A 13,001-nucleotide genomic window follows, 5' to 3' on the forward strand; every position below is an offset into this window, starting at 1 on the left:
ATGAGCAAAATTGCAGTCACCGGCAGTCTTCACTACGACATTATGCTGGATGCACACCATCGCCCGGAAAAAGGCGAAACGGTGATGGGCAGCGCCTGTCACTATAAGTTTGGTGGCAAGGGGGGGAATCAGGCCGTCGCAGCGGCACGCGCGGGTGCCGCTGTGCGCTTCGCCGGTTCAGTGGGGCGCGATCAGCAGGGGCAATTCCTGCTGGATCATCTGCAGCAGGCCGGGGTCGATTGCACCGCCGTCAGCATCATTGATGCGCTTCCCTCCGGGATGAGCGTGGCGATTACCGATGCCGAAGGAGATTACGGTGCGGTGGTGGTCTCCAATGCTAATCAGCAGATCCCGCTGGAGACCTTTGAGCAGCCCGGCTTCTGGCAGGAGGTGTCGCTGCTGGTGCTGCAAAATGAAGTTCCGGAAGCGGTGAACCTCTGTGCGGCCCAGGCGGCACAGCAGCGGGGGATTACGGTCTGCGTCAACGCCGCGCCCGCCCGGCCGTTGTCAGCCGCGTTTGAAAACTGTATCGATCTGCTGGTGGTGAACGCCATTGAAGCGCGCGATATGTGCGGGATTAGCGTGCAGGATCTGACGTCGGCGCGCTCAGCAGCGGAATCGCTGGCCAGCCGGTTTGCCAGAGTGGTGGTTACCGCTGGTGAACATGGTGTGGCTTACAGCGAGGCGGGAGAGACGCATACACTGGCGGCGCAGAAGGTGACACTGGTGAGCACCCACGGTGCCGGGGATTGTTTTGTCGGCGTGTTGTGTCAGCGCCTGAGTAGCGGGGTAACGCTGGCAGAAGCGGTGAGTGCGGCAAATCGTGCAGCTGCCGAACACGTTTCCCGGCAGCCGCACTGATTAATGGCGTGCCACGTCAGTGACGCGGCACGCTAACGTCATCAGGGGCCGACGTTCACCACGGTTTTACCGAAGTTTTTGCCATTCAGCATATCGATAAACGCCTGTGGCGCGTTCTCTAATCCTTCAATCATGTGCTCGCGATAGTGGATTTTTTTGTTCTCCACCAGCGGACGCATCGCCTCCAGGAACTCAGGGTAACGGTCACCATAATCCTGGAAGATGATAAAGCCCTGCATACGGATACGGCGTTTCAGAATGCCCGCCATGATCAGAGAGGTTCTGTCCGGGCCTTGCGGCAGCTCACGCTGGCTGTAAGCCGAGACCAGACCACAGACCGGCACGCGCGCAGCGGTGTTCAGCAGCGGGAATACGGCATCAAACACTTTGCCGCCGACGTTTTCGAAGTAGATATCGATACCATCCGGGCAGGCATTTTTCAGCTGCTCTTCAAAGTCGGCGCTGTGGTGATCGAGGCAGGCATCAAAGCCAAGCGTATCGACGGCGTAACGGCATTTCTCTTCACCGCCCGCCACACCAACGACACGGCAGCCTTTCTGTTTACCCAACTGACCGACCGTTGCGCCCACCGGACCGGTTGCGGCGGCAACGACCAGGGTTTCACCCGCTTTCGGCTGACCAATATCCATCAGACCCATATAGGCGGTAAAGCCTGGCATACCGAGAATACCCAGCGCCCATGAGGGATGAGGCAGATCGTTGCCCAGCTTCGCAATCTCTTTGCCATCGGAGACGGCATATTCCTGCCAGCCGCTCTGCGCCAGCACCCAGTCACCGGTCTTAAAGTCGCTGTTTTTCGATTCGGCGACCTGACAGACGGTGCCGCCCACCATCGGCTGATCCAGCTCTGCCGGCGCGGCGTAGGATTTACCCTCGTCCATCCGCCCACGCATGTAGGGGTCAAGCGAGAGATAGATGGTTTTCAGCAGTACTTCACCCTCTTTGATTTCCGGGACGGGCTGCGCCACATGGCGGAAATTCTCTTTGGTCGGCTCACCGTGAGGGCGTGAAGCCAGTAACCAGGCATGGTTCTGGGTTGCTTGTTCAGTCATATTGTCATCCTTTTATAGCCGGGCAATGCTCAGGGCATCGCCTTATGAATACCGGTAAAGTGTAGATGACAGCGGCGGGAATGCGTTTAGCGCTGTGAGCGGTAAACTGATTTACCGATAACAGGGCATAGGGTGCTAACCACGGGGACACAGCGGATGCAGGACCATTCGCGTCACGGATTCAGGCTGATGGCTGTTCACATCCGCTTGCAAAAAACGGGCAGGCGAGTCAACAGCAGTGCGGCATGACACGCATCCGGCGTCACGGGAAGCTCTGAAGATTGTGATAAATATCAGTGAACTCTACAGGGAGAGAACCATGATTATCCAGCATCTGCGTATTGCCCGACCGGTGACAGACCTGACGCAAAGCAGTCAGAACTATTGTGACGGGCTGAGGTTGCAAGAAATCGGTGAGTTTACTGATCATCAGGGGTTCAGTGGCGTGATGCTGGGCGCTGAAGGGCTGGCCTGGCATCTCGAATTCACGCTCTGTCACACGCATCCCGTCCGGCCATCGCCAACAGATGAGGACCTGCTGGTGCTCTACATTCCGCAACGGCCTGACTGGCTGGCCCGATGTGCCTGTATGGATGAGGCAGGATTTATGCGGTTGAATTCATTTAATCCCTATTGGGACCAACGGGGCGTGACATTTATCGACAGGGATGGTTATCGTGTTGTTATCCAGCATGCAGCCTGGCAATCCGCAATCTGACCTGTACCGGAGTTCACCCTGAACATTCTTTGCTTTCACACCGCGGCCAGTAATATCGCGATATTTGATGATGCCGCCAGCGCACTGACACATGACAATCCACCGCTGAATCATCTGGTGATGCCTGCGCTGTTGGCAGAAGCGGAACGCAGCGGCGGGATGACGACTGCGTTACGCCGCCGTATTGCCCAAATGATTGAAACGTTGCTGCCGCAGTTTGATGCGGTACTGATCACCTGCTCGACGCTGGGCCCAGTTGCCGGTGATTTCAGCGCGCAGGATCGGGTTATGCGCACCGACGGAATGTTAGCGGAGGCGCTGCAGCGTCAGGCAGGGCACACAGTCGCACTCTGTGCGGCAGAGTCAACGCTGGCGGCGACGCGGACACTTTTCAGCCAGCCCGGCAGCCAGGTGGAGGTCGTGCTGGTGGAGGGAGCGTGGACGGCGTTTAAAGCGGGGGAGACAACACGCTATTTTGCACTGATTGCAGCAGCAGCAGAGCAGGCTTATCAGCAGGGAGCCGTTACGGTGGCCCTGGCGCAAAGCTCAATGATGCCAGTAGCACAGCAGTTTCCTGACACACAGCGACCATTGACCGGTCCGCATCTTGCGCTGCAGGCCTGCTACGAACTCAAATGACCGTCACACCCTGCTGGCTCAGTGCCTGTCGCAGCGCCTCATCCGGCTGCGTTTCCACGACCAGCGTGCTGGCCAGCGACAGGTCTCCTATGGCAAACGCCGAGGCGGAGTTCAGCTTTTCCGCTGACGCCAGCACCACGGTTTCCGCTGCACGTCCTGCCAGCGCACGCTTGACCGTCGCCTCTTCGAAATTACCGGTGGTCAGGCCCGCCGCAGGATGCACGCCGGTGACACCCATAAAAAAGAGATCGGCATTGATGCGGTTGATCGACTCCAGCATCGCTGCGCCCACCGTCACCACTGAATGTTTATAGAGCTGCCCGCCAATCAGTATGATCTCCACGAGTGGATGATCGGCTAACGCCAGCGCCACGCTGGGACTGTGCGTAACCGCGGTAAAGCTCAGCGTGGCGGGTAACAGTCGCACCAGTTCCGCGCTGGTGGTCCCGCCATCAATCAGTACGATCTGTCCCGGCTGGATCAGTGAAACGGCTTTTTGCGCAATAACCTGTTTGGAAGCAGTCTGCACGCTTTTGCGTGTTTCAAAGGTGGCCAGCGCAGCGGAAACCGGCAGCGCGCCGCCATGTACCCGCTGCAACAATCCTTCAGCCGCCAGTTCACGCAGGTCGCGGCGGATAGAGTCTTCGGAGAGGCCAAAGCGCTGGCTGAGATCGCGCGACTGCACCTGTTTTTCCTGGGCGAGCAGGGCGAGAATTGTCTGTTTTCGCTGGCTGGATAGCATGACTGGCCTTTGCATGTTTTTTCTTGAAGTTGCACGATTGTGCATGATAGCGTGATGGCTGTCTACCTATCCTGGAGAGCATCATGCAGCAGAACCATCCCCGCGTGCGCATCATCAATGAGCAGTTGCTGTCAGACAACTGGTATACCCTGAAGAAATATACGTTCTCGCTGCTGCGCCGTGACGGTCGCTGGCAGGAGCAGAGCCGTGAAGCCTATGACCGCGGTAATGGCGCAGTGATCCTGCTCTACAACCGTGACAAACGTACGGTGGTACTGACCCGTCAGTTTCGCTTTCCGATTTTCCTGAACGGGCATGATGGCTTTCTGATTGAAGCAGCCGCCGGTCTGCTGGATAACGCCTCGCCGGAAGCGCGTATTGTTGCCGAAGCCGAAGAGGAAACCGGTTTTCGTGTCAGCCATGTGCAGAAGGTGTTTGAAGCCTTTATGAGCCCCGGTTCGGTTACTGAAAAACTCTACTTTTTTATTGCCGAGTATGGCGATCAGCAGCGTAGCGGTGAAGGCGGCGGAATAGCGGAAGAGGGTGAGGATATCGAGGTGCTTGAGATCGGTTTTGACCAGGCGTTACAGGCGATTGACCAGGGTGAGATTGTGGATGCCAAGACCATCATGCTGCTGCAGCATCTGCGGCTGAAAGGCATTTTATAAGAGAACGGGCAGACCGGTGTTAATGCGGTCTGCCCGTTAAAGCTTACTGATCCTGCGTCAGGATGCCTTTTACATCGTGCGGTTCAGAACGCAGATACTGTGGCGGAACCTGGACTTTACCATCCAGCGCAGCGGCTGCGTGCCACGGCCAGCGCGGATCGTAAAGAATACCGCGCGCCAGCGCCACCAGGTCAGCTTCACCCTGTTGCAGCAGATCTTCTGCCTGCTGCGGCTCAGTAATTAAGCCGACCGCAATCACCGGAATCGACACCTGCTCACGAATATCGCGGGCGAACGGCACCTGATAGTTGGGTCCGACGCTGATTTTCTGGTCTTCCGACAAACCACCACTTGAGACATGAATATAAGCACTGTTCAGCGCTTCCAGCTCACGCGAGAAGGCGATTGACTGATTGATCTCCCAGCCGCCTTCAACCCAGTCAGTGGCAGAAATGCGCACGCCTACCGGCACGGAAGCGGGTACGGCATCGCGAACGGCTTTGAAGACTTCCAGTGGGAAGCGCATACGGTTTTCCAGCGAGCCGCCATATTCATCACTGCGCTGATTCGACAGCGGCGACAGGAACTGATGCAGCAGGTAGCCGTGTGCGGCATGCACTTCGATGAGCTGAATTCCCAGACGCACCGCACGCAGGGCGCTGTCGACAAAGGCCTGTTTTACCCGCGCCAGATCGTCAGTGTTCATGGCAACCGGTTTCACTTCATCCGCGCTGTAGCTCAGTGCGGACGGAGCCACGGTTTGCCAGCCGCCGGCTTCAGGCGCAATCTGCTTACCGCCTTCCCAGGGTACGGCACACGACGCTTTGCGTCCCGCATGGCCCAGCTGAATACCAACCGGAATAGAGGAGTAGCGGCGGACATCTTCCAGAACCGTTTTCAGCGCAGCTTCATTATCATCATTCCACAAACCGAGATCGCCTGGGGAGATGCGACCAATATCCTCTACGGCGGTGGCTTCAATGATCATCAGACCTGCGCCGGAAAAGGCCAGCTGGCCAAGATGGATACGGTGCCAGGCGGTCGCATTGCCCGCCTCAGCGGAGTACTGGCACATCGGCGCAATCACAATGCGGTTATCCAGCGTAAGTTCGCCCAGCGAGACAGTGGAAAAAAGTTGGCTCATGTTATCTCCATGGTTTTTATGACTGACGTGACAGGCAATAACTATAGCGGGGGATTTGCCAGGCGGGTGTTTCTTCAACGTGACATTTTATGACGGCGTGCCGGATTCAGGTTACAGATCAACGCAGCCTGCTGCCTTTGACAGGGGTTATTACGTTAACGGTTCAGCCAGGCGCAGCTTTGCTGCTCACGCCCGGCGAACCGGGATTTTGCGTACCGGATAAGGACAATCATCAGGGTCTGATATTCAGCTACAGGGTGAGTCTCAGACCTGTGCCATTCCGCCATCAACAAACAGTTCTGCCGCATTGATAAAGCTGGCGGCATCCGAGGCGAGAAACGCAACGGTGCGGGCAACCTCCTGCGGTTCACCCAGGCGGCCAAGCGGTATTTGTGCTGCCAGCGCATCAAACAAGCCCTGACGCTGATCTTCACTGACCAGATCACCCAGCCCAGGCGTACGGACAGGGCCGGGGCTCACGACATTGACCCGGATTCCGCGATCTTTCAGATCCAGCGCCCACGAACGGGCAAAATTGCGCACTGCCGCTTTACTGGCGCTGTAGACGCTAAAAGCCGCAGTACCCTGCGCTCCGGCAGTCGATCCGGTCAGAATTACCGATGCGCCATCAACCAGCAGAGGCAGGGCTTTCTGGACGGTAAACAGCACGCCGCGTACGTTAGTGCCAAAGATACGGTCAAAATGCTCTTCAGTAATCGCCCCCAGCGGCAGCATGTCGCCGCCCCCGGCGTTGGCAAAGAGAATATCGAGGCGTCCCGCCTGCGCTGCAATTCGCGAGTAAACCTCATCAAGATCGTGCAGTTGTGAGGCGTCTGCGCGGATGCCGCTGACGGTTCCGCCGATTTCAGCGACGGCGGCATCCAGCTCCGCCTGACGACGGCCGGTTATAAAAACCTGTGCGCCCTGTGCCGCCAGCTCCCGGGCGGTGGCCAGGCCAATTCCGCTTGTTCCGCCCGTAACCAGTGCAATTTTTCCTGCGAGTGATGCGTTCATAAGTTCTTCTCCGGATAGTCTCTTAGACAGTTTGGGTTATTCCCGGTCAGCGGGGCTGCCGGACTGATTGCTACTGTAAGAGAGGAGGATTGACTGATAAATCCGCTAAAATGAAAATGACTATCCACACGGGTGGATAATAGGGGGATGGAATGGATCAGCTGCTGGCGATAAAAGCCTTTTCACGGGTGGTGGAAAGCGGCAGTTTTACCCGGGCGGCGGACTCGCTGAATATGCCGAAAGCGACGCTGAGTAAGCTGGTTCAGGAGCTGGAAGCGCATCTTTCCGTCAGGCTACTGCAGCGCACCACCCGACGCGTAACCGTCACCGCAGAAGGGCGTGAATACTATGAGAAAGCGCTGCGCATCCTGCACGATCTCGAGGATATTGATGCCTGTTTCAATTCACTGCGCAGTAAGCCGCGTGGGCAGTTACGCATCGATGTCGGGGGATCTACCGCCAGGGACGTTCTGATTCCGCTGCTGCCTGATTTCTTTGCCCGCTATCCTGATATTACGCTGGATCTGGGCGTATCCGATCGCCCGGTCAATCTTATCAGTGACAACGTTGATTGTGTGATCCGCGGCGGTCCGCTGGTCGATTCCTCACTGATTGCACGCCTGATAGGGCACGCTACGCTCATTACCTGCGCGACACCCGCCTACCTTAAAGCGTTTGGTGTGCCCGCCTATCCTGATGAACTGCGCAACGGACACCGGCTGGTGAGTTATCTCTCGCCGCAAACCGGCAAGCCATTTCCGCTTCGGTTCGAACGTCATGGAGAGAAAATTGAGATCACCAGTGCGCATCGCATTGGCGTCAATGAAAGCAACGCGCATCTGGCCGCGGGACTGGCAGGGCTTGGGATCATTCAGACATTTAATTATTCGCTGTCGTCGATTCTGCGGCAGGGAGAAATGGTTGAGATCCTGCACGACTGGCGTCCGGCGGGTTATCCGTTTCATCTGGTTTATCCGCAAAACCGGCACGTAACGCAACGGCTACGGGTATTTATCGACTGGCTGGTGGAGTGCTTTCCGGCGCGGGTAGCGGGAGAGGGGAAATCCGGCACCTGAGTGCCGGATCGGGATCAGTTGCCGCGATAGGTAGAGTAACCAAACGGGCTCAGCAGCAACGGGATATGGTAGTGCTCACCGCTGGCCTCCATGTTGAACTCAACCGGGATCTCCGGGAAGAAGGTTTTCTGGTTGTTCTTTTTATAGAAGTCACCGGTTTTAAACACCACGCGGTAGCTACCCGCACTGGCTGTTTTGTCCTGCGGGAACAGGGCGCTGATGCGACCATTGTTATCGGTGACGCCTGATGCCAGTTTCACCCAGTTATCCTGCTGCTTCTGATCCAGTTCAACTTCGATGCCTGCCGTTGGCTGGCCAGTTTGCAGGTTAAGAACGTGCACGCTCAGTGGGTTTTTAGCGGTAGCAGGCTGAGCAGCGATAGCGGATGCGCCAGAGGTCATCAGTAATGTTGCGATCAAGGCATATGAAGTTTTCATCAATGTTTCCTTTATTGATTGTCTGAAGTCGGGTGACAGTGCAGAGAGAGTAATGCGCCTGAGGGCAAAGAGATATTTAGCCGCAGGAAATGTGAAATTTCTGAGAAAGAAGGAAAATGTCTTTAGTTACATCATACAAAATCTCTGGTTAATCACAGTCCAGCACCTGTGCAGTAATAGCTAATCAGGGAACAGAAGCACCAGATGAAATCCTCTCTGAATTCAGCAATAAAACAAAGCCTGGCCCCTGGCGGGCAACGTAGCGATAGCAATCCTCTGATCTATCCACAGAATCGTCTCGTCAGTTATCAACTGCCGTATATGTGTCGACTCGCGGGCGGGCTGTTTTCTGGCGCGAATGGCGTGAGAAAGTGAATCCGGCACACCTGATCAGCGAGCCGGATACTTACAAAGGTCTGACCGTGACAGGGTGTGTAACCGAACGGACTCAGCAGCGGCAGCGGGATAGGGTAGCGAGCACCGTTGGCGTCCATGCTGAACTTAACCAGAAAAAACACCATGCTTCTGACTTTTTCAGGTGCTCATGCGTCGTGCTTAATTGCTGAAAATAGGTACAGATAGCAGCAAAGTAGTCTGTTAATGACGAAAATAGTCAGAGAGGGTAAAAGCTTGAGATAAATAGTGTGCTATTTAGTAGTTTACAATCCAGGTTCGCCGTGTCATTGTCCTGCCAACCAGATAGCACACTACTTAATAGCAAGTTAATTGGAACCCTGTGATGAAAATGAAACTGATCGCCAGTGCATTATTGTTAGCCAGCCAGATGAGTACCGCGTTTGCTGCACCCACTGAAAACAGTCCGCAACCGACCGCAGGCGTGGCCGCTTTCCTGAAGGCGCTCAACAGCGGGAGTGGTAAACCGATTGAGCAACTCTCCGTCAAAGATGCCCGAGCGGTGTTGACGGGGGCGCAGAAGGGCGCAGAACTGCCGCCGGCACAGATTTCACAGAAGATCATTACCGTACAGGGCAAGCCTCTGACGCTGACCATCGTTAAGCCCGAGCACGCCAGCAGCACCTTGCCGGTGTTTATGTTCTTCCACGGCGGTGGCTGGGTGCTGGGTGATTTTCCGACCCATGAGCGACTGGTACGTGACATGGTGAATGCATCCGGCGCTGCTGCGGTATTTGTCAATTATCAACCATCGCCAGAAGCCCATTTCCCGGTGGCAATTACTCAGGCTTATGAAGCCACTAAATGGGTCGCCGAACATGGCGCTGAAATTGGCGTTGACGGAAAACGTCTGGCGCTGGTTGGTAATAGCGTTGGCGGTAACATGGTGGCGGCGGTTGCCTTGCAGGCGAAGCAGTTTAAAACGCCGGCCATCCGTTATGATGTGATGCTGTGGCCGGTTACCGATGCGCGTTTCGACACCGCGTCGTATGATCAATTTGCTGACGGACATTTCCTGACGAAGAACATGATGAAGTGGTTCTGGGATAACTATACCGTTTCGGAAAAAGATCGTAATAACATCCTGGCATCACCGTTGCGTGCCACCACTGAACAGCTGAAAGGGCTGCCGCCAACGCTGATTCAGACTGCAGAGCTGGATGTGTTACGTGATGAAGGTGAAGCGTTCGGTCGTAAGCTGGATGCTGCAGGCGTGCCGGTTACCGTAACGCGCTACAATGGCATGATTCATGATTACGGTTTGCTGAACGCGTTAAGTCAGGAACCCACGGTCAGAACAGCTATTAATCAGGCGGGTGAAGAGTTGCGTTCGCATCTCAAATAACTGACCGGTCACATGAAACCAACCCCGGACCGAATCTTCGTCCGGGGTTCTTACCATACAGTAAGTTTGAAGGAATCAGGTCGAAGACGCAGGGCAGTGCGATTGCCGGAACACCAGGAAAGAACGGAGCAGTATCGAAGCGATAAGTGAGCTGTTAATATCTTATTTAACATAATATACATTATGCGCATATTGATTATGATCGGGAGCGTGATGCTCTATTGTATGGTCTGCTCACCATTTTGGGCTGATCCTGACTGTTTTACTCTTTACAGCAAAATCTGTCAGAAACGATCACAATGTCTGCCTGACCTTGTTACTGTCGCTTACTCTGTTCCGAAACTGAAATAATGTGATGCTACGTTATTCAGCATGGCTTTCCCTGCGGGACATCTTCTTCAGCGACTCTACACGCGATCCTCTCATCAACAAACCTGATATCGGAGATTTGCAGCCGGACGATGCAATGACGACTTCGCCCTTTGCGGCTGGCTGGATGCACTGCTGCGCATTCTGACCGTTTCTCTGCTCAGGTGCTTTGCACAACTTAAGCAGTGACGTCGCTACGTGAAAATTAGCGCATTCATCAGGGCTGTCGGCCACAAAAATGCTGTAGAGGCGTCTATGCATCACCGCTTTATGTTCATCCTCGTTGTCTGCCGTGCGTACCATTAAATTGTCGTAAACGCGTCCACGTGTAACTACGCTTTCTTCACTCCGTTCCTTGCCAGGTTAATCCTGTAATGATCAAGAAAGCCTGAGTCAGCTTTCTGCTGGCTGTCTGGTCAGCCGGACTCATACCGGCTATTCGCATTGCGATTGCAAGGCAGTCACCGCAGCGCAGTGATGCTTTTGCCCTGAGCATTGAAAATAAGAGTCAGTGACATCCGGTCGTTTTCAGCACTATCAATGACACGCAAAATGAGGTGTAACGTCCCTGCTCTGTCCTGTCATCCAATAACTATCTCGTATAATCTGACAAAAAAGCAGAACGTAAATTTCGCACAGCAAGAATGATTCTTCGTATACAAAATCTGAATGATAACGCCCGGGAAAGAAATAAATATAGATCTCTTTTCTTTTAATGACACTGACCAAAATAGTGATGTTTCCATGCACTAAATAACTGATTTAGATCAATATTTATAGCAAGTGCGTCAATTAACATCTTTGTTACCAGGAGTATTCTTAATAAAATGGGATGTGAACTATAAATATCGTCGCTAATTTTTTTATAAAAGCCATTTAAAATGCAGATCGTTTCAATGAAGTAAGGGAGAAAGCAATAATAGAGTCAGTAAAAAATCATTTATCAATGCCATCATAGTGGCCGCTATATACAAAATTGATCACTGAACAAAATTCGCTCATATTTAGCATTGAGTGCGGAATTTTTATTGATCAAAGTGGCGTTATTTGCGAAATATTCCTAACGGACGTAAAAAAATCCTGGTCTCTCAGCACTGCTGAGGGCGTCGTCGCCCTTTTTGTCCCGAATTTTCAACAAATATTACTCCCGCCCGTGGAGGTGACCCCTTAAGAAAAATCCGAATGAAGAAAATAGCGGATAATTTTCATCGCCTTGAAACGCGGAGATTTTTATCGATAAAATAATCACAACTCTCGCAACAACGCCAAAATATTATGATAAAGATAACCAGAGAGGAAATTCGCTGCGCCAGTTGTAAATATGGCTGTGATCTCACCCATCGCGCATCAGACATTTATAACAGATGTCCGTTGCAAAAAATTACCACCTGGCCTGGAGGGAATCATTTTTTCTCTTCATCCATACTCAGCATGGTCGCTGGAAAATATGAGAGCCTCTTTTGCAGAGGATGTGTATTCGTTGACTTCTCCAGGGAAAATGTCAGGTATTTTACCAATAGCAACTGGATTGAGTATTTGAAACATACGGGATTAATGCTGATTATCGTCAGTGATCGCCATATGGAGCCGCTTGCGGCGTACTGGCAAAAAGAGGACCTGCGTATACAAACTGTGATTTATGCCGATTTGTCCCTGGATGAGATAAACAGACAAATCCAGGGCTGTTATTTCGGTTTAAAAGGCGAGGTCAGGAAAAAAGTGAATGCACTTAAACAGGATGAAGTTCGGTTCCTTGATCTGGCGATGAACGGACTGTCACTACCGATTATTGCCAGAGAAATGGGAGTTGAAGTCAAGCGTGTTTATAACATCAAAGATGCCATTCGCCGGAAAATGGGCATCAGCCTCAATCAGTTATTTTCCGCATAATTATGATAAAGGAGTATTAAATGAACACCAAATTCAGAACGCTTAATCTTGCTGTGTTAATCAGTGCCGGGCTGGTGTCAGCCAGCGTGTTTGCAGCTTCAGATAACACCATCAACTTTCAGGGAGAAGTGACCACTGAAACCTGTTCTGTTTCCGTAAATGGCAACAATGCGTCCCCTGTCGTGCTGCTGCCAACGGTCAGTACTTCGGACCTTGCTGCCTCTGGTGCAACTGCGGGTGATACCACCTTCACCGTGGGCGTTAGCGGCTGCGCCGGGGACAGTACCTCGGCCACAAAAATCTCGACGGTGTTTGTGGGGAATAACGTTAGCGCTGCCGGTAATTTATCTAACACCGGAACCGCAAAAAATGTTGAGGTACAAATCCTCGATCCGAAAGATGCGGTGGTTAATCTGACCAGTGGTTATACCGGCAGCGGTGATCTGACACTGCAGACCGGTGAAACTTCTGGCTCTGCCACCTACTCTGCCCGTTATTACGCATCCGGCACCCCAACGGCGGGTACCGTTACCGCATCACTGCAATATGCCGTGACTTACCAGTAATATTTTTCGTGCGTATCTGGATAGCCAGATACGCACACCACGCTT

13 protein-coding genes are annotated in these 13,001 nt (G+C 53.4%); 8 read left to right on the forward strand and 5 right to left on the reverse strand.

Going from position 1 to position 13,001, the window contains the following annotated elements:
• Positions 1-861 (forward strand): PfkB family carbohydrate kinase, encoded by an 861-nt coding sequence (locus tag HFD87_RS05130; protein WP_061703957.1) that lies wholly within the window; start codon positions 1-3, stop codon positions 859-861.
• Between the two features lie 41 nt (positions 862-902).
• Here HFD87_RS05130 and HFD87_RS05135 read toward each other — a convergent pair whose 3' ends face one another.
• Positions 903-1,934 carry an NADP-dependent oxidoreductase gene (locus HFD87_RS05135; RefSeq protein WP_167423031.1) on the reverse strand — a complete coding sequence of 344 codons (1,032 nt, stop codon included), beginning with the start codon at positions 1,932-1,934 and terminating at the stop codon, positions 903-905.
• Between the two features lie 319 nt (positions 1,935-2,253).
• Here HFD87_RS05135 and HFD87_RS05140 point away from each other — a divergent pair, with 319 nt between their 5' ends.
• Together HFD87_RS05140 and HFD87_RS05145 are read left to right on the forward strand one after the other, a co-directional pair.
• Complete coding sequence (locus HFD87_RS05140; protein ID WP_167423032.1) at positions 2,254-2,652, forward strand: VOC family protein; 399 nt, start codon at positions 2,254-2,256, stop codon at positions 2,650-2,652.
• Between the two features lie 120 nt (positions 2,653-2,772).
• On the forward strand, positions 2,773-3,291 hold the full coding sequence (locus HFD87_RS05145) for a glutamate racemase (RefSeq protein WP_167423033.1): 519 nt from the start codon (positions 2,773-2,775) through the stop codon (positions 3,289-3,291).
• On the opposite strand, the gene HFD87_RS05150 is transcribed toward HFD87_RS05145, so the two are convergent.
• Entirely contained in the window at positions 3,284-4,033 is a 750-nt protein-coding gene (locus HFD87_RS05150) for a DeoR/GlpR family DNA-binding transcription regulator (protein ID WP_010670143.1), read from the reverse strand. The two genes, HFD87_RS05145 and HFD87_RS05150, sit on opposite strands and share 8 nt — an antisense overlap.
• Positions 4,034-4,116: 83 nt before the next feature.
• On the opposite strand from HFD87_RS05150, the gene HFD87_RS05155 reads away from it, so the two are divergent.
• Complete coding sequence (locus tag HFD87_RS05155) at positions 4,117-4,701, forward strand: NUDIX domain-containing protein (RefSeq protein ID WP_010670144.1); 585 nt, start codon at positions 4,117-4,119, stop codon at positions 4,699-4,701.
• 43 nt (positions 4,702-4,744) lie between these two features.
• On the opposite strand, the gene HFD87_RS05160 is transcribed toward HFD87_RS05155, so the two are convergent.
• Positions 4,745-5,845 (reverse strand): NADH:flavin oxidoreductase/NADH oxidase, encoded by a 1,101-nt coding sequence (locus tag HFD87_RS05160; RefSeq protein WP_031592311.1) that lies wholly within the window; start codon positions 5,843-5,845, stop codon positions 4,745-4,747.
• 264 nt (positions 5,846-6,109) lie between these two features.
• Positions 6,110-6,859: a glucose 1-dehydrogenase gene (locus HFD87_RS05165; protein ID WP_033787857.1), complete on the reverse strand. Its 750-nt coding sequence runs from the start codon at positions 6,857-6,859 to the stop codon at positions 6,110-6,112.
• A 152-nt stretch (positions 6,860-7,011) separates the two neighbouring features.
• On the opposite strand from HFD87_RS05165, the gene HFD87_RS05170 reads away from it, so the two are divergent.
• Positions 7,012-7,935, forward strand: a complete 924-nt coding sequence (locus HFD87_RS05170; protein ID WP_050679537.1) for a LysR family transcriptional regulator — start codon at positions 7,012-7,014, stop codon at positions 7,933-7,935.
• Between the two features lie 14 nt (positions 7,936-7,949).
• Here HFD87_RS05170 and uraH read toward each other — a convergent pair whose 3' ends face one another.
• Entirely contained in the window at positions 7,950-8,372 is a 423-nt protein-coding gene (uraH, locus tag HFD87_RS05175; RefSeq protein WP_010244915.1) for a hydroxyisourate hydrolase, read from the reverse strand.
• 739 nt (positions 8,373-9,111) lie between these two features.
• Here uraH and HFD87_RS05180 point away from each other — a divergent pair.
• The 3 genes from HFD87_RS05180 (at position 9,112) to HFD87_RS05190 (ending at position 12,956) form a co-directional block, all read left to right on the forward strand.
• Positions 9,112-10,131, forward strand: a complete 1,020-nt coding sequence (locus HFD87_RS05180) for an alpha/beta hydrolase (RefSeq protein ID WP_010244912.1) — start codon at positions 9,112-9,114, stop codon at positions 10,129-10,131.
• 1,740 nt (positions 10,132-11,871) lie between these two features.
• Positions 11,872-12,390, forward strand: coding sequence for a LuxR family transcriptional regulator (locus HFD87_RS22925; protein WP_223565442.1), 519 nt, complete (start codon positions 11,872-11,874; stop codon positions 12,388-12,390).
• Between the two features lie 20 nt (positions 12,391-12,410).
• A complete protein-coding gene (locus tag HFD87_RS05190; RefSeq protein ID WP_010670150.1) occupies positions 12,411-12,956 on the forward strand; it encodes a fimbrial protein in 546 nt (181 codons plus the stop codon).
• Positions 12,957-13,001: the final 45 nt, after the last annotated feature.

It is taken from the genome of Pantoea sp. EKM21T (assembly GCF_011800405.1).
GTDB classification, from domain to species: Bacteria; Pseudomonadota; Gammaproteobacteria; order Enterobacterales; family Enterobacteriaceae; genus Pantoea; species Pantoea agglomerans.